General features: G+C 65.4%; 25 protein-coding genes. 20 read left to right on the top strand and 5 right to left on the bottom strand.

The features are described 5' to 3' along the window. Nucleotides 1-278: 278 nt before the first annotated feature. From hutC to AC07R0_RS01370, 11 genes are all read left to right on the top strand, one after another. Complete coding sequence (hutC, locus tag AC07R0_RS01420; RefSeq protein ID WP_495098298.1) at nt 279-1073, top strand: histidine utilization transcriptional repressor HutC; 795 nt, start codon at nt 279-281, stop codon at nt 1071-1073. Nucleotides 1074-1134: 61 nt separating this feature from the next. Then, nucleotides 1135-2670, top strand: coding sequence for a histidine ammonia-lyase (gene hutH, locus AC07R0_RS01415; protein ID WP_495103498.1), 1536 nt, complete (start codon nt 1135-1137; stop codon nt 2668-2670). An 11-nt stretch (nt 2671-2681) separates the two neighbouring features. Next, complete coding sequence (gene hutU / locus AC07R0_RS01410; protein ID WP_495103497.1) at nt 2682-4376, top strand: urocanate hydratase; 1695 nt, start codon at nt 2682-2684, stop codon at nt 4374-4376. 130 nt (nt 4377-4506) lie between these two features. Continuing rightward, a complete protein-coding gene (locus AC07R0_RS01405; protein ID WP_495103496.1) occupies nt 4507-5355 on the top strand; it encodes a transporter substrate-binding domain-containing protein in 849 nt (282 codons plus the stop codon). 43 nt (nt 5356-5398) lie between these two features. Next, complete coding sequence (locus AC07R0_RS01400; RefSeq protein ID WP_495076437.1) at nt 5399-6124, top strand: ABC transporter permease; 726 nt, start codon at nt 5399-5401, stop codon at nt 6122-6124. Nucleotide 6125: 1 nt separating this feature from the next. Then, on the top strand, nt 6126-6848 hold the full coding sequence (locus tag AC07R0_RS01395) for an ABC transporter permease (RefSeq protein WP_495103495.1): 723 nt from the start codon (nt 6126-6128) through the stop codon (nt 6846-6848). Between the two features lie 7 nt (nt 6849-6855). Then, entirely contained in the window at nt 6856-7644 is a 789-nt protein-coding gene (locus AC07R0_RS01390; protein WP_495103494.1) for an ABC transporter ATP-binding protein, read from the top strand. Beyond that, on the top strand, nt 7645-9150 hold the full coding sequence (gene hutH / locus AC07R0_RS01385; protein ID WP_495103493.1) for a histidine ammonia-lyase: 1506 nt from the start codon (nt 7645-7647) through the stop codon (nt 9148-9150). After that, complete coding sequence (locus AC07R0_RS01380; RefSeq protein ID WP_495103677.1) at nt 9150-9716, top strand: HutD/Ves family protein; 567 nt, start codon at nt 9150-9152, stop codon at nt 9714-9716. Before hutH (AC07R0_RS01385) ends, AC07R0_RS01380 begins: the two co-directional genes overlap by 1 nt. A gap of 64 nt (nt 9717-9780) precedes the next feature. Further along, the gene (gene hutI, locus AC07R0_RS01375; protein ID WP_495103492.1) at nt 9781-11007 is read left to right on the top strand and encodes an imidazolonepropionase; all 1227 of its coding nucleotides are present in this window, start codon (nt 9781-9783) and stop codon (nt 11005-11007) included. A gap of 589 nt (nt 11008-11596) precedes the next feature. Continuing rightward, nucleotides 11597-12973, top strand: coding sequence for a formimidoylglutamate deiminase (locus AC07R0_RS01370; protein ID WP_495103491.1), 1377 nt, complete (start codon nt 11597-11599; stop codon nt 12971-12973). A gap of 29 nt (nt 12974-13002) precedes the next feature. On the opposite strand, the gene AC07R0_RS01365 is transcribed toward AC07R0_RS01370, so the two are convergent. Next, nucleotides 13003-14316 carry a sensor domain-containing diguanylate cyclase gene (locus tag AC07R0_RS01365; protein WP_495103490.1) on the bottom strand — a complete coding sequence of 438 codons (1314 nt, stop codon included), beginning with the start codon at nt 14314-14316 and terminating at the stop codon, nt 13003-13005. Between the two features lie 148 nt (nt 14317-14464). On the opposite strand from AC07R0_RS01365, the gene hutG reads away from it, so the two are divergent. Next, entirely contained in the window at nt 14465-15268 is an 804-nt protein-coding gene (gene hutG / locus AC07R0_RS01360; RefSeq protein WP_495103489.1) for an N-formylglutamate deformylase, read from the top strand. Nucleotides 15269-15283: 15 nt separating this feature from the next. On the opposite strand, the gene AC07R0_RS01355 is transcribed toward hutG, so the two are convergent. Beyond that, nucleotides 15284-16735: a sensor domain-containing diguanylate cyclase gene (locus AC07R0_RS01355; protein WP_495103488.1), complete on the bottom strand. Its 1452-nt coding sequence runs from the start codon at nt 16733-16735 to the stop codon at nt 15284-15286. 77 nt (nt 16736-16812) lie between these two features. Between AC07R0_RS01355 and AC07R0_RS01350 the strand changes: the two genes are divergently transcribed. Both AC07R0_RS01350 and AC07R0_RS01345 read left to right on the top strand, forming a co-directional pair. After that, nucleotides 16813-16974, top strand: coding sequence for a hypothetical protein (locus AC07R0_RS01350; RefSeq protein WP_495076428.1), 162 nt, complete (start codon nt 16813-16815; stop codon nt 16972-16974). 36 nt (nt 16975-17010) lie between these two features. Further along, nucleotides 17011-17844, top strand: a complete 834-nt coding sequence (locus AC07R0_RS01345; protein ID WP_495103487.1) for a M90 family metallopeptidase — start codon at nt 17011-17013, stop codon at nt 17842-17844. A gap of 79 nt (nt 17845-17923) precedes the next feature. Here the strand turns inward: AC07R0_RS01345 and AC07R0_RS01340 are convergent, their stop codons facing one another. The 3 genes from AC07R0_RS01340 to AC07R0_RS01330 all read right to left on the bottom strand — a co-directional run bounded on the left by AC07R0_RS01340 (nt 17924) and on the right by AC07R0_RS01330 (nt 19363). Beyond that, nucleotides 17924-18199 (bottom strand): hypothetical protein, encoded by a 276-nt coding sequence (locus AC07R0_RS01340; protein WP_495076426.1) that lies wholly within the window; start codon nt 18197-18199, stop codon nt 17924-17926. A gap of 7 nt (nt 18200-18206) precedes the next feature. After that, nucleotides 18207-18419: a hypothetical protein gene (locus AC07R0_RS01335; RefSeq protein ID WP_495076425.1), complete on the bottom strand. Its 213-nt coding sequence runs from the start codon at nt 18417-18419 to the stop codon at nt 18207-18209. A gap of 77 nt (nt 18420-18496) precedes the next feature. Further along, a complete protein-coding gene (locus AC07R0_RS01330) occupies nt 18497-19363 on the bottom strand; it encodes an AraC family transcriptional regulator (protein ID WP_495103486.1) in 867 nt (288 codons plus the stop codon). Nucleotides 19364-19437: 74 nt separating this feature from the next. Here AC07R0_RS01330 and AC07R0_RS01325 point away from each other — a divergent pair, with 74 nt between their 5' ends. The 6 genes from AC07R0_RS01325 (at nt 19438) to AC07R0_RS01300 (ending at nt 26295) form a co-directional block, all read left to right on the top strand. Next, nucleotides 19438-20829 carry a cytochrome P450 gene (locus AC07R0_RS01325; protein WP_495103485.1) on the top strand — a complete coding sequence of 464 codons (1392 nt, stop codon included), beginning with the start codon at nt 19438-19440 and terminating at the stop codon, nt 20827-20829. Nucleotides 20830-20942: 113 nt separating this feature from the next. Further along, on the top strand, nt 20943-21830 hold the full coding sequence (locus AC07R0_RS01320; RefSeq protein ID WP_495103484.1) for an EamA family transporter: 888 nt from the start codon (nt 20943-20945) through the stop codon (nt 21828-21830). Nucleotides 21831-22011: 181 nt separating this feature from the next. Continuing rightward, a complete protein-coding gene (locus AC07R0_RS01315) occupies nt 22012-22725 on the top strand; it encodes a TetR/AcrR family transcriptional regulator (RefSeq protein ID WP_495103483.1) in 714 nt (237 codons plus the stop codon). A 177-nt stretch (nt 22726-22902) separates the two neighbouring features. Continuing rightward, nucleotides 22903-24156: a 3-(3-hydroxy-phenyl)propionate transporter MhpT gene (gene mhpT / locus AC07R0_RS01310; RefSeq protein WP_495103482.1), complete on the top strand. Its 1254-nt coding sequence runs from the start codon at nt 22903-22905 to the stop codon at nt 24154-24156. 83 nt (nt 24157-24239) lie between these two features. Beyond that, nucleotides 24240-25037, top strand: coding sequence for a cyclase family protein (locus AC07R0_RS01305; protein WP_495076419.1), 798 nt, complete (start codon nt 24240-24242; stop codon nt 25035-25037). A gap of 115 nt (nt 25038-25152) precedes the next feature. Next, nucleotides 25153-26295 carry a porin gene (locus tag AC07R0_RS01300; protein ID WP_495103481.1) on the top strand — a complete coding sequence of 381 codons (1143 nt, stop codon included), beginning with the start codon at nt 25153-25155 and terminating at the stop codon, nt 26293-26295. The last annotated feature ends 123 nt before the right edge of the window (nt 26296-26418 follow it).

Below are 26418 nucleotides of genomic sequence, written 5' to 3'. Positions count from 1 at the left end.
TCCGAGCGACGTGGTTTGCCATGTGGGCAAACCCGTTTGAATGCTAGCAGAAAGCCTGGCCGCCCAGACAAGCCAGCGCACGCAAAACCTGGCACGCAAACTGCATAGATAAACCTGTCTATACAGATTAAATAGACCTACTTTTTGAATTTTCACCAAACTTGTGCCTGATATGACCCTAATCCAATCGTCAAATCCAGCCTCACGCACCATTCGGGTGAAAATAATGGTTTACCTGTATGTACAAGTTGGCAAATAACGCCGACCATCGCACCACTATGAGCACATCCACACCTTCCGTACGCCGCACATCCAGGCCCCGCGCCCATGTGGCGGAATCCCCGCTGGAGCCTACCGTGGCCCGCTACCAGCAGGTCAAGGACTTCATTGCCGGCAAGATCCAGGACGGCACCTGGCGCGCTGGCGACCGCCTGCCGTCCGAGAGCGAGCTGGTAGCCCAGTTCGGCATTGCCCGCATGACCGTCAACCGCGCCCTGCGCGAGCTGGTGGAGCAAGGCCGCATCACCCGCACCGCCGGCGTGGGCAGCTTTGTGGCCGATGAAAAGCCCCAAGGCAATCTGCTGCAGATTGCCCGCCTGTCGGACGACATCCGCCGCCGGGGCCACGACTACCGCTGCCAGATCGTCACCGTGGAGCGCATCGCCGCCCCGCTCGAAGTGGCGGCAGCGCTGGGCCTGCACACAGGGGAATCGGTGTTCCACGCGGTTTGCGTGCACCTGGAAGACGGTGTGGCCATCCAGCTGGAAGACCGCTTCGTGAACCCGCGTATGGCACCCGAATTCATGGAGCAGGACTTCACGCTGGAGCAGCCCTCCGACTTCCTGGTGCGCACCGTGCTGTTCGACCAGATGGAGCATGTGGTGGACGCCGTGCTACCCACCCGCGAACAGGCCGAACTGCTGCAAATGGAGCCCAGCCAACCCTGCCTGCTGCTCACCCGCCGCACCTGGATGCGCGAAGTCCCCATCACCCTGGTGCGCTGCCTGCACCCCGGCGCGCGCTACCGCCTGGGCAGCCGCGTACGCACCGATGGCAATGCCGTGACCAGCTAACTTTTACCCCCACAAAACACTGCGCTTTCGCTCGCAATCACTTGTCTATACAGGATTAGAAATGTCCACTCTTACACTCCACCCCGGCCAAGTCACTCTGGCCCAGCTGCGCAGCATCCACGCAGGCAACATCCAGCTCAGCCTGGCCGCAGAAGCCCGTGCCGGCATGCTGGCCGCACAAGCCACCGTGCAACGCATCGTGGACCAGGACCAGGTGGTCTACGGCATCAACACAGGCTTTGGCAAACTGGCCAGTACCAAGATTGCACCCGACCATCTGGCCGACCTGCAGCGCAACCTGGTGCTGTCACACAGCGTGGGCACAGGCGAACACCTGGCAGCCCCGGTGGTGCGCCTGATCCTGGCCACCAAGGCGGTCAGCCTGGCGCGCGGCCATTCCGGCATCCGCCCCGCATTGGCCGAAGCCCTGCTGGCCCTGGTCAACGCCGGCCTGACGCCATGCATTCCAGCCAAAGGCTCGGTGGGCGCATCCGGCGACCTGGCGCCGCTGGCGCATATGGCCTGCGTATTGATAGGTGAAGGCCAGGCCACCAGCGCCAACGGCGAAGTACTGACCGGCGTGGAAGCCATGGCCCGCATCGGCCTGAAGCCTTTTGTACTAGGCCCCAAGGAAGGCCTGGCGCTGCTGAATGGCACGCAGGCATCCACCGCGCTGGCGCTGCACGGTCTGTTTGGGGCAGAGAACGTGTTTGGCGCCGCCCTGCTGTCTGGCGCCCTGTCGCTGGAAGCGGTGCAAGGCTCCATCAAACCCTTTGACGCCCGCATCCACGCCGCGCGCGGCCAGCCCGGCCAGATCGCCGTGGCAGCCGCTGTGCGGACTCTGCTGGACGGCAGCGAGATCGTGCCGTCTCACTCGAACTGCGGCCGCGTGCAAGACCCGTATTCCCTGCGCTGCATCCCGCAGGTCATGGGCGCGTGCCTGGACAACCTGACCCATGCCGCCCGTGTACTGCAGACCGAGGCCAATGCCGCGTCCGACAACCCGCTGGTATTTGACAACGGCGACGTGATCTCCGGCGGCAACTTCCACGCCGAACCCGTGGCCTTTGCCGCCGACATCATCGCCCTGGCCGTGGCCGAAATCGGCGCCATTTCCGAGCGCCGTCTGGCCCTGCTGCTGGACACCGGCCTGTCCGGTCTGCCGCCCTTCCTGGTACGAGACGGCGGGCTGAACTCGGGCTTCATGATGGCCCAGGTCACGGCTGCAGCCGTGGCGTCCGAAAACAAATCCCTGGCCCACCCGGCCAGCGTGGACAGCCTGCCGACATCCGCCAACCAGGAGGACCATGTGTCCATGGCCACCTTTGCCGCGCGCCGCCTGGGTGAGATGGTGAACAACACCGCCGTGGTGATTGGCATCGAAGCCATGGGCGCCGCCCAGGGCATTGAGCTGAAACGCGACCTGAAATCCTCGCCCCTGGTGGAAGCCGCCTTCGCCGACATCCGCCAGCGCGTTGCCTTCCTGGACCAGGACCGCTTCCTGGCCAACGACATCGAAGCCATGCGCCTGTGGGCCCACCGCAGCGACTGGCCCGCCGCCGTACTGAACATCTTGCCCAGCCACATTCCAGCCTAAGGAGAATTCCCATGACCCAACAAGACCCCCGCTTCGACGCCAGCCGCGTCATCCGCGCCCCCCGTGGCACCGAACTCAGCTGCAAGAGCTGGCTGACCGAAGCCGCCTACCGCATGCTGCAAAACAACCTCGACGCCGAGGTGGCCGAAGACCCGAAGAGCCTGGTGGTCTACGGCGGCATCGGTCGCGCCGCCCGCAACTGGGAATGCTTTGACCAGATCCTGGCCAGCCTGCGTGAACTGAACGACGACGAAACCCTGCTGGTGCAATCCGGCAAGCCCGTCGGTGTGTTCAAAACCCACGCCAACGCGCCCCGCGTGCTGATCGCCAATTCCAACCTAGTGCCCAAGTGGGCCAACTGGGAGCACTTCCATGAACTGGACCGCAAGGGCCTGTTCATGTACGGCCAGATGACCGCCGGCAGCTGGATCTACATCGGCAGCCAGGGCATTGTGCAAGGCACGTTTGAGACCTTCGTCGAAGCCGGCCGCCAGCACTACAACAACGACCTGGCCGGCAAATGGATCTTGACTGCCGGCCTGGGTGGCATGGGCGGCGCCCAGCCACTGGCCGCGACGCTGGCCGGCGCCGTGTCGCTGAACATCGAATGCCAGCAAAGCAGCATCGACTTCCGCCTGCGCACCCGCTATGTCGACAAACAAGCGCGTGACATCGACCACGCGCTGGAACTGATCCAGCAGCACTGTGCCGCCAAGGAAGCCGTGTCCATCGCCCTGCTGGGCAATGCCGCCGACATCCTGCCCGAGCTGGTGCGCCGCGCCAAAGCCGGTGCCATCAAACCCGACCTGGTGACCGACCAGACCTCAGCCCACGACCTGGTCAACGGCTACCTCCCCACGGGCTGGAGCGTGGCCGACTGGAAGGCCGCACAAAAAGACCCGGCCCAGCACGCTGCGCTGACAGCCGCCGCCGCCCAGAGCTGCGCCGTCCACGTGCAAGCCATGCTGGACTTCCAGGCCATGGGCATCCCCACGGTGGACTATGGCAACAACATCCGCCAGGTGGCTTTCGACGTGGGCGTGCAAAACGCCTTCGACTTCCCCGGCTTTGTACCGGCCTACATCCGCCCCCTGTTCTGCGAAGGCAAGGGCCCGTTCCGCTGGGTGGCCTTGTCGGGCGACCCGGAGGACATCTACAAGACCGACGCCAAGATCAAGGAGCTGTTCCCGAACAACCACCACACGCACCGCTGGCTGGACATGGCCCGTGAACGCATCAGCTTCCAGGGCCTGCCGGCGCGCATCTGCTGGCTAGGCCTGGGCGAGCGCCATATCGCCGGCCTGGCCTTCAACGAGATGGTAAAGAACGGTGAGCTCAAAGCCCCGATCGTCATCGGCCGCGACCACCTGGATACAGGCTCGGTGTCCAGCCCGAACCGCGAGACCGAATCCATGAAAGACGGCACCGATGCCGTGAGCGACTGGCCGCTGCTGAACGCGCTGCTGAATACCGCTGGCGGCGCCACCTGGGTCAGCCTGCACCACGGCGGCGGCGTTGGCATGGGCTATTCGCAGCACTCGGGCATGGTCATCGTGGCCGACGGCACCGACGCTGCGGCCGAGCGCCTGGCCCGCGTGCTGGTCAACGACTGCGGCTCCGGCGTGATGCGCCACGCCGATGCCGGCTACGACATCGCCATCGCCACCGCCAAGAAGCAAGGTCTGAACCTGCCCATGGTCCGCTAACACGATTGTCAACACGATTGCTCCTATATCCATAGCTGCCAGCGCAGGTAATTAGTGCTCTGGCGGCATATTTAACCCCCATTCCCCTGTCCCGCTGTTCCTCTGTCCTTCAACCTTTGAAAGTCTCACCATGAAAACCTCGAAACTCGTATCCGCCAGCCTGCTCGCCCTGGGCGCCATGTCCTGCCTGGCACCTGCACATGCCAAAGACTGGAAGTCCGTCACCATCGCCACCGAAGGCGCGTACGAACCCTGGAACCTGACCTTGCCAGGCGGCAAGCTCGGCGGCTTCGAGGTCGACATGATGGAAGACCTGTGCAAGCGCGCGCAGATCACCTGCAAGCTGGTCGTGCAAAACTGGGACGGCATGATCGCCGGCCTGAAAGCCGGCAAGTACGACGTGATGATGGACTCCATCGTCATCACCGAAGAGCGCAAGAAGGAAATCGCCTTCTCCGCCCCCTACGCCTCCACCTCGGCCAGCTTTGTCGCCGCCAGCGGCAAGCTGCTACCCGAAGCCAAGGGCCCCACCATGAAGCTGGGTACCGACGCCAAGGCCGTACGCGCCGCCATCGAGCCACTGCGCACTGCGCTGAAGGGCAAGACCATCGGCATCGCCTCGGGCACCGTCTACACCGCCTTCATGGATGCGCACTTCAAGGACATCGCCACCATCCGTGAATACAGCGCCTCGGCCGACACCATGCTGGACCTGAAGGCAGGCCGCATCGACGCCGCGTTTGACGACGTGACCCTGATCAACTCCATCCTGGAAAAGCCCGAAAACAAGGGCCTGGCCTACACCGGCCCCAAGATTGGCGGCCTGGTATTTGGCGAAGGCGAAGCCCTGGGTTTCCGCAAGGCAGATGCCGACCTGAAGGCCAAGTTCGACGTAGCAATCAAGGCTGCATTGGCCGACGGCACCATGAAAAAGCTGTCGCTGAAGTGGTTCAAGACCGACCTGACGGGCACGCTGTAATCCACACTGCGGCCACCGCAACAACCATTACCGAAAGACCATGATGGAATTGTTCGAAATGCTGGGGTTTGGTGAGCAAGGCTGGGGCTCGGCCCTGCTGCTGGCCACCCTGTTGACGGTGGCCCTGACACTGTGCGGCTTGCTGGTGGGCTCGGTATTCGGCGCGCTGGTCGCAGCCGCCAAGCTGTCGCCGCGGCGCAGCCTGCGGGCTGTGGGCGAGCTGTATTCCACGGTGTTCCGCGGCATCCCCGAGCTGCTGGTGATCTACCTGTTCTACTTCGGCGGCTCGACCCTGATCACAGCCATCGGCCAGTGGTTTGGCGCCGAAGGTTTCATCGCCACGCCGCCGTTTCTGGTGGGTGCGCTGGCCGTCGGCATGATTTCTGGCTCCTACCAGGCCGAGGTCTACCGTGGCGCCTTCCTGGCCGTGGTGCCGGGTGAGCTGGAAGCCGCGCGCTCCATCGGCATGCCCACCATGATGCTGGCTCGGCGCATCCTGCTGCCGCAAATATTCCGCCTGTCGCTGCCCGGTCTGGGCAATGTCTGGCAGATGAGCCTGAAGGATTCGGCACTGATCTCGGTCACCGGCCTTGCCGAGCTGATGCGCACCACGCAAATTGGTGCCGGTTCAACACGCCAGTACTTCACTTTTTATATCGTTGGCGGCATTCTGTATTTGTTGCTCACCGGCATGTCGAACCAAGTGTTCGGTCGTGCAGAAAAACACATGGGCAAGTCGCAACGACGCAGCCTGGCAGGAGGCCACTAAGATGGACTACGACTTCCTCCTCAACACCATGGGCAAGCTGTTGGTCGCCGTTCCGACAACGCTGGGCCTGTTCTTTTTGTCCATGCTGTTCGGCGGCTTGCTGTCGCTGCTCATCGTCGCCATGCGCGTTGGCCCGTACCCGGCGCTCAGTTGGTTTGCGCGCGGCTATGTGCTGGTGTTCCGCGGCTCGCCGCTGCTGATCCAGCTGTTCCTGATTTACTACGGCCTCGGCCAATTCGATGCGGTGCGCGAAAGCATGTTCTGGATCGTGCTGCGCTCGCCCTATGCCTGCGCGGTACTGGCGCTGGCCTTGTGCACGGCAGGCTACACCGCCGAGATTCTGCGCGGCGGGTTGCTGGCCGTGCCGCACGGCCAGATCGAGGCCGGCCTGGCCACCGGCATGTCGCGCTGGACGCTGCTGCACCGCGTCATCGCCCCCATCGCGCTGCGCCAGTGCCTGCCCGCCTACTCCACCGAGCTGGTGCTGCTGGTCAAGTCCACCGCGCTGGCCAGCCTGGTGACGGTGTGGGACGTGACCGGCGTGGCCCAGCAGATCATCCAGCGCACCTACCGCACCATGGAGGTCTTCATCTGCGCCGCCGCCATCTACCTGGTGCTGAACTTCCTGCTGGTGCGCGCCGTGGCCATGCTGGAGCACCGGCTGTCGCCGCATCTGCGCAAGCGCCCCACCACCGCTGTGAAACCCCACGCCCAAACCGTTTGACCCGACCATGACCACCACACCTGCGACCTTGGCCGTCACTGGCATCCACAAATCCTTTGGCAGCCACCATGTGCTCAAGGGCATTTCCATGACCGCCCAGAAGGGCGACGTAATCTCCATACTCGGTGCCAGCGGCTCGGGCAAGAGCACCTTTCTGCGCTGCATCAACCTGCTGGAAACGCCCGACCAGGGCAGCGTCTGCCTGGACGGCGAAACTCTGGAGATGCGCCAATGCAAAGACGGCCGCATGGAGCCGGTGCACCGCAAGCAGGTCGAGCGCATGCGCTCGCAGCTGGCCATGGTGTTCCAGAACTTCAACCTCTGGTCGCACATGACGGTGCTGCAAAACCTGATCGAAGGCCCGATGCGGGTGCAAAAGCGCCCGCGCGCCGAATGCGTGGAAGAGGCCGAGGCCTTGCTGCAGCGCGTCGGCCTGTTCGAACGCCGCGACTACTACCCCGCCCATCTGTCCGGCGGCCAGCAGCAGCGCGTGGCGATTGCCCGCGCCCTGGCCATGCGCCCGCAGGTGATGCTGTTCGACGAACCCACATCCGCCCTGGACCCCGAGCTGGTCGGCGAGGTGCTAAAGGTGATGCGCTCCCTGGCCGAAGAGGGCCGTACCATGCTGGTGGTGACGCACGAAATGGGTTTTGCCCGCAACGTGTCGAACCGTGTGGTGTTCATGCACCAGGGCCTGGTCGATGTAGAAGGCGCGCCGGCCGACGTGTTTGGCGCCCATAGTTCGGAGCGCTTCCGCCAGTTCAACTCCGGCCACCAGGAAAGGGCTGCTGCTTAAATGAACACCCTCACCACCATCACCCTCGGCGACGCCCCCTTGGGCTGGCGCGAGCTGGTCGCCGTGGCCCGCGACGGCGCGCCGCTGGCGCTGTCGTCCGCCGCTTGGGCCCGCATCGCCAACGCCCGCGCCATCGTCGACCGCATCGTGGCCAGCGGCGAGCGCGCCTATGGCATCAGCACCGGCCTCGGCGCCTTGAGCAATGTGCTGCTGCACGGCGAGCAACTGGCCCAGCTGTCGCGCAACACCTTGCTCAGCCATGCTGTCGGCGTCGGCCCGCTGCTGACGGTGGCGCAGACCCGCGCCATCCTGGTCGCGGCGCTGGCCAATTTTGCGCAAGGCTATTCGGGCCTGCAGCCCAAGGTGGTCGAAGGCCTGCTGGCACTGCTGAACTTTGGGATCACGCCCTGCGTGCCGTCCCAGGGCTCGGTCGGCTACCTCACGCACATGGCGCACATCAGCGTGGCCCTGCTGGGCGTGGGCGAGGTGCAGTTCCAGGGCCGCACCCAGCCGGCTGCCGAGGCGCTGGCCACCATCGGCCTGCAGCCGCTGGTGCTGGGCGCCAAAGACGGTTTGAGCCTGGTCAACGGCACGCCTTGCATGACCGGCCTGGCCGCGCTGGCGCTGGCCGATGTGGAGCGCCTGGCCGACTGGGCCGACGTGGTCGGTGCCATGAGCTTCGAAGCCCTGCGCGGCCAGACAGCCGCCTTCGACGCCGAGATCATCGCCCTCAAACCGCATCCCGGCATGCAGCAGGTGGGCCGCAATCTGCGCAGCCTGCTCGAAGGCAGCGAAGTCATTGCCAGCAGCCGTGGCATCCGCACGCAAGATGCCCTCAGCATCCGCTCCATACCGCAGATCCACGGCGCCTGCCGCGACCAGATCGCCCACGCGGCAAAGCAGATAGAAATCGAGCTGAATTCCGCCACCGATAACCCGCTGCTGCTGGGCACGCCCGAGGCTTACCGCGTGGTTTCGCAGGCCAATCCGCACGGCGAATCGGTGGCCATGGCCGCCGACCTGCTGCGCATTGCGGTGGCCGAACTCGGCGGCGTGGCCGAGCGCCGCATCGACCGGCTGGTGAACCCGCTGGTCAGCGGCCTGCCGGCGTTTCTGGTGGCCGAGCCGGGGGTGAATTCCGGCCTGATGATCACCCAGTACACCGCCGCCTCCCTGGCCGGCGAAAACCGCCGCCTGGCCCAGCCCGTGGTGGTGGACAACTTCATCACCTCGGGCAACCAGGAAGACCACCTGAGCCTGGGCACCAGCGCCGCGCTGGATCTGCACAAGTCCACCGAGAACCTGACGCAAATCCTGGCCATCGAATACCTGCTGGCCGCGCAGGCCTTCGAGTTCCTGAAGACGCAGCGCTTCGGCCAGGGCACCGGCCAGGCCTGGCGCAAGCTACGCGAGCAGGTTCCGGTCTTCGATGCCGACCGCTTTCTGGCACCCGACATTGCCAAGGCCGCTGCAATATTGCGTTCACCCTCGGGGCTACTGCCGTGATCCACAACTTCGACAGCGCTGCCCTGCCCGCCACGCCGTGGAAGAACGGCGGCGGCACCACGCGCGAGATCGTCTGCCAACCGCCGGGTGCCGGCATGGACAGCTTCGACTGGCGCGTCAGCATCGCCCGCATCGCCCAGGCCGGGCCGTTCTCGGCCTTCCCCGGTGTCGATAGGGTGATCATGCTGCTGGACGGCGCCGGCGTACGCCTGCATGCACCGGGCATAGACCACGCGCTGGACACCCCCGGCCAGCCCTTCGCATTCTCTGGCGATGTGGCGCTGGACTGCGACCTGCTGGGCGGCGCGTCTACCGATTTCAATGTGATGACCCGGCGCAGCCGCTTGCGCGCCGAGGTGCAGGTGCTCAACGCCGCCAGGCAAATTCCAGCATCCACCCAGGGCCTGCTACTGGTGCTACGCGGCGCCTGGCATCTGCAGTGCGGCGCGCACGATTTCCGCTGCGCCAGCGGCCACGGCCTGTGGTGGGATGCGCCGGCAGGCTGGCAGGCCACGCCGCTGGAGGCCCACGCGCAGCTGGTATGGGTCGGCCTGCATGATTTATAAAAAATAAGCCGCTAGCGCAATCCATACCTGCACGAGCAGCTACACATTCAATAGCAAACAGAATATGACTACGCCCCAACACCCCAGCGCTGACGGACTCTGGCACAACCTGCGGCTGGCTGATGGTGGCCCGGCCAATGCCCTGGCTGTTCAGCACGGCCAGATTGCCTGGATGGGTGCACTGGCAGATCTACCCGCAGCCTTCGCCGACCTGCCACGCATCGACGCCCGCGGCGCACTGGCCACGCCCGGCCTGGTCGATTGCCACACGCACCTTGTCTACGGCGGCCAGCGCGCGAACGAGTTTGCGATGCGCCTGGCCGGCGCCAGCTACGAAGAAGTGGCGAAAGCCGGCGGCGGCATCGTCTCGTCGGTCAAAGCCACGCGCGCCGCCAGCGAAGATGATTTGTACGCACAAGCCGCACCACGGCTGCAGCAACTGCTGGACGACGGGGTCTGCGCGATCGAGATCAAATCCGGCTACGGCCTGAGTCTGGAGCACGAACGCAAGCAGCTGCGCGTAGCGCGGCGGCTGGGTGCGGACTATGGCGTGACGGTGCGCACCACCTTCCTCGGCGCGCATGCCCTGCCGCCCGAGTACGCAGGCCGCAGCCAGGATTACATCGACTTGGTGTGCCACGAGATGCTGCCCGCGCTGCATGCCGAAGGCTTGGTGGATGCTGTCGATGTGTTCTGCGAGCGCATAGCGTTTTCGCTGGCCGAGACCGAGCAGGTTTTCAAGGCGGCGCAGTCCCTGGGCTTGCCGGTGAAGCTGCATGCCGAGCAGCTGTCCGACATGGGCGGCTCGGCGCTGGCGGCACGCTATGGCGCTTTATCGTGCGACCACATCGAGCATCTATCGCAGGCCGGAATCGACGCTATGCGCGCGGCCGGCACGGTAGCCGTGCTACTGCCCGGCGCCTACTACACGCTGCGCGATACGCATTTGCCCCCCATAGAAGCCCTACGCGCCGCCGGTGTGCCTATGGCGGTATCCACCGACCACAACCCGGGCACCTCGCCGGCGCTGAGCTTGCTGTTGATGGCCAACATGGCCTGCACGCTGTTCCGGTTGACGGTGCCGGAGGCACTGGCGGGGATCACCTCCCACGCCGCCCGCGCGCTGGGCTTGCAGGACACGCACGGCACGCTGGCTGTAGGGCGAGCGGCGAACTTTGTGCTGTGGGATTTGCGGGAACCCTCCGAACTGGTTTACTGGTTGGGGCAGCAGCCTGGGCGGACGATTGTTCGGCAGGGGCTTGTTGCATTGGATGGTTTGGGGGTGCTGTGAGTTTGCTGGGCGTTTATTGGCTTCCCCGGCCGGGATATGCGCCCGGCGGCGCAGTAACGTTTCTTTTGCTTCGCCAAAAGAAAGTCACCAAAGAAAAGGCGAGCCGAAGTCGTCGCCCCCTGCGCTGCGCTCCGAGGTACGCTGCGTTGCTCGGTCTGGGCGGGGTCCCGCTCGAACTCGCTACGCTCAGACAATCGCGGGCCCTGATCCGCCCAGCCCTGCGCTACTCGCCGACGCCACACGGCGTGGGAACCAACAGCCAATACCCAGCCCGGCACGGCCGGGCTGCAACGGCCTCGCGCCCTAGGCGCGATGTGGCGCATAGCGCCACCGATCCCGATCCCCGGGGTCCCCCTCTGTATGCGCCGAGGAGCACAGCTTTGGGCGGATCAGGGCTGGCGTTGTTTGAGCGCAGCGAGTTTAGCCAGACCCCGACCAAAGCGAGCACCGCAGGTTCCCGTAGCGCCAGCGGAGGGCGCAGACAGTGGGGGCGCCTTTCTTTTGGTGACTTTTCTTTTGCGCAAAAGAAAAGTTACTGCGCCGCCGGGCGCACATCCCGGCCGACGATGCCCATAAACAACCCCAAGTCATGACCAACCAAATCTTCGCCAAAAACGCCCTTCTCCCCACCGGCTGGGCCAGCAACGTCCTGCTCCAATGGAACAGCCTGGGCGAACTCACCACCGTCACCCCCAACACTGAACCCAACGGCGCACCAACCGCCGCAGGTCCGGTCACCCCCGGCCTCCCCAACCTGCACAGCCACGCCTTCCAACGCGCCATGGCCGGCCTGACCGAATTCCGCGGCGCCGCCCAAGACAGCTTCTGGAGCTGGCGCAGCCTGATGTACCAATTCGCCGCCCGCCTCTCACCCGAACAGGTCGAGGCCATCGCCACCTGGCTGTACATCGAAATGCTGGAAGCCGGCTACACCTCGGTGTGCGAATTCCACTACCTGCACCACAGCGCCGACGGCACACCCTACGCCGACGACGCCGAGCTGTCCAAGGCCCTGCTGCGCGCGGCAAAAACCGCCGGCATCGCCATCACCCTGCTGCCCGTGCTGTACCAGACCAGCGGCTTCGGCGGCACGCCGCCCAACGAAGGGCAACGCAGATTCATCCGCTCCACCGACTCGATGCTGCGCCTGCTGGAAACGCTCAAACCCCTGTGCGACGCGCAAGGTGCGCGCCTCGGCATGGCGCCACATTCGCTGCGCGCCGTGCCGCCCGACAGCCTGCGTGAAGCCGTGGCCGGCCTGCATGCGATAGACGCCAGCGCGCCGGTGCACATCCACATCGCCGAACAGACCGCCGAGGTCGATGCCTGCCTGGCCTGGAGCGGCCAGCGCCCGGTAGCCTGGCTGCTAGACCACGCCCCGGTGGATGCGCGCTGGTGCCTGGTCCACGCCACCCACATGAGCGAATCCGAATACCAGCGTGCCGCCGCCAGTGGCGCAGTCGCCGGCATCTGCCCGAGTACCGAGGCCAACCTGGGCGACGGCCTGTTCGATATGCCGCGCTGGCTGGGCCACGGCGGCGCCTGGGGCCTGGGCTCGGACAGCCATGCCTGCGTGAATGCGGCCGAAGAACTGCTGCTGCTCGAATACGGCCAGCGCCTGCAGTTCCGCCAGCGCAATGTGCTGGCAAGCGCGCAGCAGCCCCAGGTCGCTACGGCCACCTTGCTCCAAGCTGTGGCCGGCGGCGCGCAAGCCTCGGGCCGCAACGCACAAGGCCTGGCCGTGGGCCAGCGCGCCGACTTCTGCGTGCTGGATGCGCAGCACCTGGCATTGCGTGGCTTGGCAGCACCCGCCATGTTCTCGGCCCATGTATTCGGCAGCCATCGCACTTCGGCATTGGACGCCGTCTGGGTCGCCGGCCAACAGCGCACCGGTAGCGGCAGCCTCCATCCGTTGCGGGCGCAGGCCCAGGCGGCTTTCGTCGCCGCGCGTACGGCGTTGGTATGAGGTACAGGCCGCCGAGCCGCAGATCGGGCCTAGACCGGGCTCAACAGCCGGTAGTCGCGCACCACGCTGCGATTGCGCCCCTGGTTCTTGGCCTCGTACAAGGCCAGGTCGGCCTGGTGCAGCAGGCTGTCCAGGCTGTGCTGCCCCGGATGGATGATCAAAGCCCCCAGGCTGATGGTGCAGGCCACGTGCTGTGGGGGCTGCGCCATGGGCGTGGCGGCCACCACGGCGGGCAGGCGCTCGGCCACGGCATGGCCGTCCAGGGCGCCGTGCAGCATGATGGCGAACTCGTCACCACCCATGCGCGCCAGCATGTCCTCGGCCCGCAGCAGATGGCCGACCAGGCTGCTGATATGGCACAGCACCGCGTCACCCGCCGCGTGGCCGTGCAGGTCGTTGATCTGCTTGAAATGGTCCAGGTCGAACAGCATCACGGTGACCGGTTCCTGCGCAGCCAGGGCATCGCGCATGCGACGCTCGGCCTGCTCGATGAAACTGCGCCGGTTCAGGATTCCGGTCAGGCTGTCGGTCTCGGCCAGGGTACGCAAACGGCGCTCCATGCGCTTGCGCTCGGTGATGTCAAAAATGGCGCCGGCCTGCCCTGCGGGTGCACCGTCCACGCCGTGGAACACGGCTTTGTAAAACGTCACCTCGCGCAGGCTGCCGTCGGCCCAGCGCACCTGGGTGTCGTAGATTTGCCGGGTGCCGGATGCCAGCAGGCGCTGGTCGGCATCGGCATATATGGCCGCCAACTCGGGTGGCGCCACGTCATAGACCGTCTTGCCAATGATCTGTTCGCGCGGCAGCCCCAAAAAGTCCACAAAGGACTGGTTGGCCTCGGTATAGACGCCGTCGGCATTCTTGATGAAGATGGGTGCAGGCAGGTTGTCCAGGCTGGCGCGCAAGGCCTTTTGCTCGGTACGGTTGCGGCGCAGTTGGGCCGCCTGGCCATGGGGCGAGCACAGGCGCTGCAACAAAGCCTGGACCTGATGCGCCAGACCTGCGCCCTGCGCCGTATCGAATACCTCCACCGCCCCCTGCTCCCAGGCTGTCGACGCATAGAGGTCCCGCATGCCGGGCTGCGACAACCACAGCGCCCATGGCAAACCCTCCAGCCAACCCGCGGCACGCATGGCGTCCACGCAGGCAAGCCATGCATTCGACTCTGTCCCGTCCACCAGCCAGCAACGGCCCGCATCCGGGTCATGCATCCAGCCCTGCAATGCAGGGTCCGCAGGAGTGAGTGGCACGGCCGGACTATGGCGTGCACGCACCCAGGGCTGCAGCGCCACTGGAACAGGTGCATCGCTGAGCAAGAAGAACGGTTTGGTGTCTCGGTACATGGAATTCAGCACGCAAGCTGTCTGACAAAGGGGCCGCAGTGGCACAAGGGAATACCCCCTATTGTCGCGCTTGGCCACCACCACAAACCTTCAAACATACCCTCACCCGGCGTAAACCGCCGCCTTCTTCACCTCTCCAGGAGCCTCCATGCAAGCCTTTAACTTCCACCAAGGCACACAACCGCTGCTGATCTCCATGCCCCATGTCGGCACCTATGTGCCACCGGCCCTGGCCACGCGCCTGACCGATGTGGCCCAACAAGTGCACGACACCGACTGGCACCTGGAGCGTCTGTACGGCTTCGCCAAAGACCTGGGCGCATCGCTGCTGATAGCCACCCATTCGCGCTATGTGATCGACCTGAACCGGGACCCCTCGGGCGCCAGCCTGTACCCGGGCCAGAGCGTCACCGGACTCTGCCCGGTGGACGATTTTGATGACCAACCGCTGTACCGCGACCCGCAGGATGTACCCGGTGAAGCCGAGATCGCCGAGCGCCGCGACAGCATTTGGCAGCCCTACCACCAGCAGCTGCAGGCCGAACTGGCGCGGTTGAAGGCCGTGCATGGCAAAGCCGTGCTGTGGGATGCGCATTCGATCCGCTCGGTGCTGCCGCGCTTCTTCGAAGGCAAGCTGCCGGACCTGAACCTGGGCAGCGGCAACGGCATCAGTTGCGACCCGGCGATGGCGGCCCAGCTGCTGGCCATCGCCGAGTCCGTGCCCGGCCACACCGCGGTGCTGAACGGCCGCTTCAAGGGCGGCTACATCACCCGCCAGTACGGCCAGCCTGCGCAGAACATCCATGCGATCCAGCTGGAGATGACGCAGTGCAGCTATATGCAGGAAGCCATGCCCTTCGACTACCTGCCCGAGGTGGCAGCCCGCATCCAGCCGCATCTGCGCCGCATGGTGGAAGCCGCGTTGGGCTTCGCGCAACAGGGCACACGCTGACATGGCTAGTCGGGGCTAGATGACCGCCCATGCACTGACCACCTGGTTCCTCCCCAAGCCCTTAGCGTGATAGAGCAACTCATCGGCTGCAGCAATCAGCTGCGGGGCTTGCATGGGTGGCACCAGCTCGGAAACCCCGCTGCTGATACTGACACAAGAACCCGCCGAGGAATGGGCATGCGCAATGCCCAGGTGGCTGACTTCACGGCGTATCTCCTCCGCCATCCGCGCGGCGGCCCGCAGATCGGTATCGGGCAGGATGAAGGCAAACTCTTCGCCCCCGTAGCGCGCCACCAGATCAGCCGGACGGTGCGAGCAGGACGCGAGCACGCGTGCAACGCGCTTCAGGCAAGCGTCACCCGCCTGGTGTCCGTAGTGGTCATTGAAATCCTTGAAATGGTCTATGTCGCAAAGGATCAAGGCCAACGGCCTGTGGAAGCGGCTCGCAACAGCAATCTGCTCCGCCAGATACTCATCAAAATACCGCCGGTTCGCCAGCCCCGTCAATCCGTCATGCCGCGCTAAATTCGCCAGAACCTTGTTGGCCACACCAAGCTTGATCGACAGCTGGAACAGCCGCTGGTGCTGCTTCACATCTTCAATCAACAAAGCAATCAGCAAAAAGCTCGCGGCCAGCAGACCGTAGATCCGGCCTACATACCAGCCCAAATCGTATCGGCCGGTATTCAAAAGCGCCGCCAGTGCAATATCGAACAACCACACGCACATGACGACCAGCAGCCACACGTCCAGTACCGTGTGCGGCTTCTTCTTCCACACCGCCACCAAGGCGGCCAGGCTGAGAGCCCACACGCCGAATAAAAACCTGTGCCCCATATCGGTGGTGCGGTTGCCATTGAGAAAAATCGGAATATAGGCCTGGCCCTGCGTGGCGAAGAGCCCAAACCCAGCCACCAGAACAAATATGCCCACCACAGCGACAGCAATCGCAATGGATGGGCGATCCCGCATCAGCTGCTGCGGTTGAAAGGGTTTGAAAACCTTGCCCTTCAACAACGTATAGCCCATGATGGCCAGCGGAAACCCGCTGTGCCAGAACATGTACATCGCAGACGAAGTCTGGGGCCCCGACCCGAACAGGCCGGTTGGCGACAAGAGACCAGGAAAAATCGACAGATACTCCAGCGTGGCGCTTGCCGTGAACAGATAGCCACAGGCCAGCAGCAACAAAGCCGGCGTGCGCACCACGCTGAACTGACCAAACAACAGCACGGCGGTGATCAGATCGCAGATCACCAGCACCGACCCATACATGGGAATAAAGGCGGGAATCTGTACCAGCGGCATCCTGGCAAATGGCACGGCCGCCGCAAACACCAGCAGAGAGACGGCGACTGAAATGGCAGCATGCCGAATCTCCCGGCGCCCGGCGGGCTCCGTGGAAAGCAAGCCCGCGGGCGGCTTGGCCGAGTCACAGTCTGTTTGCATCATGTTATCGGCGGGCATTTTCTACACCCGCCCAGTGTCCACATTGAAACGACTCGACGAAAGGCAGCCGGCTTGGTGCGCGCATCTGCCCCACTGTGCTGCACCAGCCCAGCGCCACCGCATTCGCACCCAGCCTGCACCACAGCCTATGGATCTTGCACCTGCTGCGCCGCTTTGTACCTAGGGTGGACCCTCCCACGTCCACCGGCAAAATCATCGGCGCCGGCATTGCAAACGCCGCGCTTGCACCCAGCTAGCAGGTTCCGCACCGATTTGTTGCCACACCGATTTCCATGGATACCCCTACCGCCACCCTCATCGCCCTGCTGATCCTGAGTCTGGTGTGCGCCCTGGGCTGGCTGCTGCCGCGCTGGTGGGTGGCGCGGCGCCGGCGCAAGCTGCAGCAGCAGGCATTCCCCAGCGCCTGGCGCAAGATATTGCGGCGCCGGGTGCCCCTCTTTCACCGACTGCCGGCCGACCTGCAACTGCAGTTGAAGAAGCACATGCAGGTGTTCATCGCCGAAAAAGCTTTCATAGGCTGCGCTGGCCTGGAGGTGACGGAGGAAATGCGCGTGGTCATCGCCGCCCAAGCCTGCCTGCTGGTGCTGAACCGGTCGATCGACCGCTATGCCAATTTGCGGCAAATCCTGGTCTACCCCGGGGCCTTCGCGGTGGACCGTGCCACGTCTGATGGCGCCGGCGTGCTGCAGGAGCAGCGCCATGCGCTAGCGGGCGAATCCTGGTCGCAGGGCCAGATCATCCTGTCCTGGCAGGACAGCCTGGAAGGCGCAGCCACGGCCGATGACGGGCACAACGTGGTGATCCATGAATTTGCCCATCAGCTGGACCAGGAAACCGGCCACGCCAATGGCGCGCCCCGGCGTCTGCCGGGCACCGACCCGCAGCGCTGGTCACGTGTATTCCACGCCGCCTACGCCAAGCTGCGCCGGCAAGCCCACGTGGGCGAACCCGGCCTGCTGAACCACTATGGCGCACAGGACCCGGCCGAGTTCTTCGCCGTGGTGTCAGAGGTGTTTTTTGAACAAGGCGCCGCGCTGGCCGAGTACGACCCGGCGCTGTACCGCGAGCTGCAAGGCTATTACCGTCTGGATACGGCGGCCTGGTAGCGGGTGGACATTTAGGCAAAAACAGACTCTTGCGCAGGAAATACCTGCGCAAGCAGCTATCACTTGTGTAGCAGATGGCTCAGGCACTGACGTTGATGATCAAACCCTTGGTCTGGCTGGCGCGGCGCAGTTGCTGCGCGTAGGTGGCGTCCATTTGCTTGCTGCGGCTGTTCAGGTCGTTGGCCGTGTCCTGGCTGTTGCGGGCCGAGCGGTCGGCCTGGTCGGCGGCGGCGCGCAACTCGTCCGCCCGGCTCTGGGCGGCGTCCGCATCCCGCCGCGCCTGTGCAACCTGCGCCTTATCGGGGCCGGTTTGCACCTGCGGAATCGACAGACTGGTGCCAGTAATGGCGACCATGGCCAACTCAGGCGGTGGTGTTGACTATGCGACCTGTGGTCTGGCCCTGGCTGTTCACCACGGGCGGCGGCTTGGCCGGTGGGTTCTGGTCTTGGGCGACCTTGCTCACCTCGGGGTCGTCGCGCTGGGCGGCGCGGCGTTGCGCGTTGCGGGTTTCCGACGCAATGTCGGTAGGCTGGGTAGGCTGAACGGATTGCCGATAGACCGATGAAACATCCATGTCTGGCTCCTGGAGTGGATCGTTTGATTTTACGAGTGCGGCCTGGCACATGCAATCCGCGCCCCGGAAGGGGGGGGTCAGCTCCAGATGCGGTAAACCCAGAAGCTCTCGTCGTCCTGCACGCGCTGGCGCAGGGCCTCGGGGCTCAGGCCGGTGACGCGGCGCGTCTCGCGGCACAGGTGGGACTGGTCTGCATAACCCGCACCGGCCGCCAGGTCGGCCCAGACGACATTGCCGGCATCCTCTGCCTGGCGCACCTGGAAGAACGCGGCCTCGGCCCGGCTGCGGCCCTGCAACGCACGCAGGGACTGGCCCGTCCAGGCCTTCACCCGGCGTTCGGCCTGGCGCAGGCTCTGGCCCGCGCCGGATGCCAGGGCGCGCACCGCCAGAGTCTCAGCCCAGTCCTGAAAGCTGCGCACCGGTACCGCGCCCTGGGTGCGCGCCTGCTGCCAGCGCGGCAGCAAAAAGGCCTCGATGACCCGCACCCGATCCGCGTCGTCGGGCGCCTGCAGTGCGACCTGGGCCATCTCGCACCAGCTGGCATCCAGCACCTGGTGCAAGGGACTTTGCCGGTTTACCTGGGCGGCCACATCCACGCCGGTCATGGCGTGCAGGGCGTCGGGCAGCATGAGCAGCATGAAGCCCTGGGCCGGGCCCGGGTTGTACGACACCGTGGGCCGTGTATGCGGACCAAAAAACGAGATGGGCGGCAGACGTTGCAGCCAGTCGCCACTGCCGTCGGCCGGCAGCATATCGGCCACGCCATGCGTGAACCAGGAGATGCCGCACAGCGGGCTGGCAGGAAAATGGTTGTAGCGTTCCTGCGGCAGCAGATCCACGCCCAGGGTGCTGCGCGAGATATAGGCCCGCACGCAGGCACCCAGGCCCATGCCGGGGGCAATCAGGTGGGCCGTGGCGCCCTTGGGCGAGGTGTGGGACAACATCACGGCAGTGTAGCCAGCCGGGCTTGTCGTAATCGTTCAATACACGCCGGCCAAGCAGGCGCACAGTAGCCACCATGACCCCATCCAACGCAAGCTTTCCTCCAGGCCCCCTGCCCCGCTTTTTCGGCTTCCCCCTGCTGGGCCAGATGCGCCGCGACTACCTGGGTACGGCGCGGCATATGCACAGCCACTACGGAGACGCGGTGCACGCGCGCATAGGCCCGGAGCAAACCTTCGAGTTCTTCCGCCCCGACTGGGTGCGCGAGGTGCTGGTGGAGCAGGCGCGCAACTTCATCCGCTGGGAGCGCGGCACGGCGGTCTTCGCCAAGGTGCACGGCCAGAGCGTGCTGGTGACCGAGGGCGATACCTGGCAGCGCCAGCGCCGCATGCTGCAACCCGGCTTTGGCCCCAAGCGCATGGCCGGCTACGCCCAGCACATGGTGGCCGCCGCCGCCCAGGCCCTGGACGCCTTGCCGCCCCAGCCCAAGCAGACGCTGAATTTTGAGCACATGGTGACCCAGCTGACCATGGACGTGGTGCTGCGCACCCTGTTCAGCCAGCAGATCAGCGACAGCAACCGCGCCGAAGCGCTGGCGGCCGAGCAGGCGGTACAAGTGATCAGCCGCGCCGGCATGGAGGAATTCTTCTGGCCCTTCAGCCTGCCCGACTGGATGCCGCACAAATGGACCACCCGCCGCGCCAAGCACACGCTGGACGGCCTGGTGCGCCGCCACATCCGGCAGCGCCGCCAGGCCAACGGCACCGCACAAAGCGACCTGCTGGCCATGCTGATGGCCGTGCGCGACGACAGCGATGACAGCGGTGATGGCAGCGCGCTGAGCGACGAAGAGGTGCGCGACCAGTGCATGACCATCTTCCTGGCCGGCCACGAAACCACCGCCGCCGCCCTCACCTGGTGGGGCCATACCATGGCCGCCCACCCCGACTATGCCCAGCGCGCCCAGGACGAGGTGGACCAGGTGCTGGGCCAGCGCCCGCCTTGCTATGAGGACCTGCCCCAGCTGCCCTACCTGGCCCAGACGCTGAAGGAAACCATGCGCCTGTACCCGCCGGCACCCTCGCTAATCAGCCGGCGCGCGCTGCGCCCGGTGCAGATCGGCCCCTGGCAGCTACCCAAAGGTGCACTGGTGCGCGTCACGCCCTGGGTGCTGCAGCACGATGCGCGCTGGTTCCCGGAGCCCGAACGCTTCGACCCCGAGCGTTTTTCCAGCACCGGCCAGGCCCTGCACGAGCGCGGCAGCTACCTGCCGTTTGGCGCCGGGCCACGGGTGTGTATAGGCAATCTGTTTGCGACGACCGAGATGACGCTGATCGCCGCCATGGTGCTGCAGCGCTTCCGCCTGGCGCCGGGCAGCGCGGCGCCGCCCCAACCGGTGCTGAACGTCACGCTGCGCCCGGCGGGCGGCATGCCGCTGCAACTGACACGCCGCCAAAACCTGGCATAAAAAGTGCCGCTGGCGCTGATAGACCCTGCGCCAGAAGCTACTAAAAGGGTAGCGTACACACGGGGGTAAAGCACAGGCCCCACAATGGCGGCCTTTTCACCTATTTCTGTTACATGTCTACACAACTGTCCCTGCGTCGCTTTTTGCTGGCTCTGGCCATCGTGGCGGTGTGGGGTAGCAACTTCGCCATCATCAAGATCGCGCTGGCGCACTTCACGCCGCTATGGCTGGCCACCTGGCGCTTTGCGCTGGTGCTGCTGCCGGCGGTGTTCTTCATCCCACGGCCGACCGTGCCCTGGCGCAACCTGGCCACCTATGGCGTGCTGATTGGCGTCGGCCAGTTCGGCCTGATCTACTGGGCCATGCAGGGCCATATCTCGCCGGGGCTGGCCTCGCTGGTGGTGCAGACCCAGGTGTTCTTCACCATTGCCCTGGCCATGCGCACCACCAAGGAACGCATGCAGGCCTACCAGTGGTGTGGCCTGCTGCTGGCGGCCAGCGGCATCGTGGTCATCATGCTGCACACCGACGGCAGCACCACCCCGCTGGGTCTGGCCGTGGTACTGCTGGCGGCACTGTCCTGGGGTGGCGGCAACACCGCATCGCGCCAGGCAGGCAAGGTGAACATGATGGCCTACGTGGTCTGGTCTAGCCTGTTCGCCGTGCCCCCGCTGCTGGCGCTGGCCTGGGTGTTTGAAGGCAGCGCAGCCCTGATCACCAGCCTGCACACCGCCGACCTCGGCACCTGGGTCGCCGTGGTGTGGCAGGCCTGGGGCAACAGCCTGTTTGGCTACGCCATGTGGGCCTGGCTGCTGGCACGCCACCCGGCCGCCACCATCTCGCCCCTGGCCCTGCTGGTGCCAGTGTTTGGCATGGGCACCTCGGCCTGGTGGCTGGGCGAACCCCTGCCAGCCTGGAAGCTGATAGCAGCCGGCCTGGTGATGCTGGGCCTGGTGATCAACCTGCTGTGGCCGCGCTGGCGCGTCGCCCGCCAATCCTAGCCAAATCAGCCTCTAGCGCAGGAAGCATCTGCGCCAGAAGCTATCAAAACCATAGTACCCAGTCCACCCCTGGGTATTTCTTTAACATGATTTGTACAAACGTACAACATTGCAAGGTAAAAGCAGGCATCGGTGTTTGTACGAGTGTTCAACATTCTTGTACAAGCGTATAAACCAGCCTATGCCATCTACCAAAACCACATCTACCACCCGCAGCACACCGGCCAGCCGGCGCAAGGCGGCCATCGAACCTGGCGAGGACGCGCTGGCGCCGAATCGGCAGCAAAACATCCTGCTGGCGGCAGAGCGGCTGTTCGCCACGGCCGGCTTCCATGGCGTATCGATACGCGATATTGCCGAAGAGGCCGGCGTGCCGCTGGCCCTGGTGGGCTACTACTACGGCCCCAAGCTGTCGCTGTACCACGCCATCTTCCGCGAACGTGCGGGCTACATCGGCGAGCGGCTGGAGTCGCTGGCCGCGGCCCAACGCGATGCCGCACCGGGCCAGTTGCTGGAGGACATCGTCAATGCCTTTGTGCTGCCGGTGCTGAAGGTGGCGGCCCAGACAACAGGGCAGAACTTCATGCGCATCCTGTCGCGCGGCATGAGCAACCACCAGGAGGAAGACGAGCCGGTGATACGCGAGCTGTTCGACCCGCTGGCCCATGCCTTCATCGACGCGCTGGCCGCCGCCCTGCCCCAGGCCACGCGCAGCCAGGCCGCCTGGTGCTACCAGTTCGCGCTGGGCGCGCTGCTGCACCATGTGAACGACCGCCGTATAGAACGCCTGTCGCTGGGCCAGAACCAGCCGGGCGACTTCGACACCAGCGGGCCGCTGCTGGTGGCCTTCATCACCCACGGCCTGCGCGGTGCCTGCGCCGTCCCTACCCACTGAGCACTGAGGACCGCCATGCCAACACAGCCTAGACACGGCGGCCAGGCCATGGGGCCATAAGCCCCCCGCCGCTCTCCCACTCCCTTCGCCTGCCAAGCAAGGCGCAGTCGCACGCCGACCGCGCCGGGGGTGCGCACGCCCCAACCCGCCACAACACAAACCACCAGGAGACCAGAAATGACCAGCCCCACCGCCAGCACCCCTACCGGCGCGGCCCTACCCAACACCAGCAAGTGGCTCACCCTGTTGCTCTGCTTCATCGTGGCCCTGCTCGAAGGCCTGGACCTGCAGGCCGCCGGCATTGCCGCACCCGGCATCGGTGCCGAATTCAAGCTGCTGCCGCCGCAGATGGGTGGCATGTTCAGCGCCGGCCTGGTGGGCCTGCTGCCCAGTGCCTTGTTTGGCGGCTGGCTGGCGGACCGCATCGGCCGCAAGAAGGTGCTGATCGGCTCGGTGCTGCTGTTTGGCCTGTTCTCGCTGGCCACGGCCCATGTGTGGGACTACCCCAGCCTGCTGGCCGCGCGCTTTCTGGCCGGCCTGGGCCTGGGCGCGGCGCTGCCGATCCTGATAGCACTGTCGTCCGAAGCGGCTGACGAGCACAAGCGCGGCATGGCCGTCAGCCTGACCTATGCCGGCATTCCGCTGGGCGGGGCCCTGGCGGCGGTACTGGGCATGCTGAACTTTGGCGGCGGCTGGCGTGGCCTGTTCTACGTGGGCGGCGTGCTGCCGATGGCGATTGCGCTGCTGCTGGTCGTGCTGCTGCCGGAGTCGCGCGCCTTTGTGAACCGCAACCTGGGCCAGGCGCAGCCAGACCGGCCCCGCTCCAGCAACGCTGGCAGCAGCATGGCCGGTTTGTTCCAGGGCGGTATGTGGAAGTCCACCCTGCTGCTGTGGCTGGCCAGCTTCTTCGTGCTGACCGTGCTGTACATGCTGCTGAACTGGCTGCCCTCGCTGCTGCAGGGCAAAGGCTTTCGGCGCGCCGATGCGGGCCTGGTGCAGCTGTTCTTCAACTTCGGCGGCGCCGCCGGTTCGCTGCTGGTGGGCAAATTGATGGACGGCAAGGAGCGCGTATTCACCGCCGTCTGCATCTATCTGGGCATGCTGCTGTCGCTGGCCGGGCTGGGTCTGTCGGACGGCCTGGGGCTGATGCTGCTGGCCGGGCTGGGCGCGGGCTTCTGCACCCTGGGTGGCCAGCTGGTGCTGTATGCGATGGCGCCCACGCTCTACCCCACGTCCATCCGTGCAACTGGGGTTGGGGCCTCCATCACGGTCGGCCGGCTGGGTGCCATCAGCGGACCCATGATTGCCGGGCAGGTATTGGCCGCCGGCATGGGCCTGGGCGGCGTGATGGCGGCTTCAAGCCCCGGCATTGTGGTGGCAGCCGTAGCGGCCATGGTGCTGATGCGCGCGCAGCAGGCGCTGTACCGCTGAGTATTTATACAAAAAAGCCGCTAGCGCAGATATTACCTGCGCAAGTAGCTACTGAATTCATAGCAAACCACGAAAGACCAAGCATGACCCGCCGCTTCATCGACATCTCCATGCACCTGGAAAACGACGTGCCCTCCGACCCGCCCGGCCTGGGGCCCAAGATCAGCTACATCGACCACCAGACCAGCTACCCGGAAATGGCCCGCTTCTTCCCCGGCCTGCAGCAAGAAGACATGCCCGACGGCGAGGCCTGGGCCGTGGAAGACGTGCAGCTGAACACCCACAACGGCACCCACCTGGACGCCCCCTGGCACTTCGCCTCCACCATGGACGGCGGCCAGCGCGCCATCACCATCGACGAGGTGGACCTGAACTGGTGCTTCCAGCCCGGTGTGAAGCTGGACTTTCGCCACTTCCCCGACGGCTACGTGGTGCAGCCCGCCGATGTACAGGCCGAGCTGGCGCGCATAGGCCACACGCTGCAGCCGCTGGACATCGTGGTCATCAACACCGCCGCCGAGGCCGCCTACGGCTCGCCGGGCTATACCCGCGCCGGCTGCGGCATGGGACGCGAAGCCACGCTGTACCTGCTGGAGCGCGGTGTGCGCCTGACCGGCACCGACGCCTGGAGCTGGGACGCGCCATTCGCGCAAACCGCCCAGCGTTATGCAGACACCCGGGACGCCAGCCTGATCTGGGAAGGCCACAAGGCCGGCCGCGAGATCGGCTACTGCCATCTGGAGAAGCTGCACAACTTGTCGGCCCTGCCGCCGCACGGCTTCTACATCAGTTGCTTCCCGGTCAAGGTGCGCGCCGCATCGGCCGGCTGGACCCGCGCCGTCGCCATCTTCGACGACGCACTGCAGGCCAGCGCGCGATGAACACCTAGCCAAACCCTTCCCCCGCTGATTCCGCTTGTGGCGCAGTCGCCCGCCGACTGCGCCAGGGATCTGCTCGTTCTGAAATTCACCACCACCCCACCGAGGAGACAACACCATGCAATCCAAACTATCCACACTCACCCCTTTGGCCCTGGCCGCCCTGTGCTGTTACGCAAGCACCGCCCGGGCCCAGCCTGCCGTCACGCCTGGCCTGCAGATGTACGGCCTGGTGGACAACGTGGCCGGCAGTTTTGCCAGTTCCATCAGCGGCATCAACACACAAAGCGTGCGCACCACCAAGCTGGAAGACGGCGGCATGTCGGCCAGCCACTGGGGTGTTCGCGGCAACGAAGACCTGGGCGGAGGGCTGAACGCCTTGTTCGAGCTGTCGGCCTTCTTCCGCAGCGATGTCGGAGCATCCGGCCGCAGCGGCGCACTGCCGGCACCGGTCAATGTGGCGGCCGACCCGATGTTCTCGCGCGCCGCCTGGGTGGGCCTATCCAGCCCCAGCTGGGGCCGGCTACGTGCGGGCACGATCATCTCGCAGCTGTTCCTGAACACCATTGGCTCCAACGCCTTTGGTGACTCCATGGTCTTTGGCCCGCTGCCGCTGCTGACCTTCACCGGCGGCATTCTCGGCGGCGGCACCAGCTGGACCAACTCCCTGGTGTATGAAACCCCCACGTTTGCCGGCGCCTCGGCGACGGCGGCACGCTCGCTATCCGAAGGCCAGGGCGGCGGCAACAGCGCGCTGCGCCTGGCCTATGCCCAAGGCCCGTTGGCCACCTCGCTGGTGTGGCAAAGCGTGAAGAAAGACCCGCTGACTTTTGCCGATGGCACCACGCCGAACGACACCAGCAGTTGGCAGCTGGCGGCCTCGTACGACTTCAATGCGGTGAAGCTGTATGCCCACATCGGCCATATCCAGAACGACGGCACACAGGCCGCACCGCAGAACGTGGGCTACCGGCTCTGGGACATCAGCGCCGCCGTGCCAGTGGGCGCCGGCCGCATCCTGGCCGGTTATGCCGCGCGCACGACCCACGACACGGCGGCCCCGGTGCCCGCCAGCGTGGCTGGCGGCAATGTGGAACGCAAGATTCTCAGCCTGGGCTACGACCACAACCTATCGAAACGCACCGACGTCTATGCCATGTGGTCGCACGACAGCACCCGCACGCGCACCCTGCCCGCGCCCTTCAACACCATTGATGCCAGCGGCAACAGCTATGGCATCGGCATCCGCCATCGTTTTTAAAGCTCACCCCCAGGCTCCAGTGCTGCGCATCTTTCGCCAACCCCCTTGCAGGGGGCGATACCAGTGGCCCGGCAAAGCCGGTTCCACGATATCTCTGGAAGGGGCCGTTTTTGCCAACCGCTA

This window comes from Rhodoferax sp. GW821-FHT07F03, from assembly GCF_059418745.1.
This window is presented reverse-complemented; position numbering and strand designations above follow the sequence as displayed.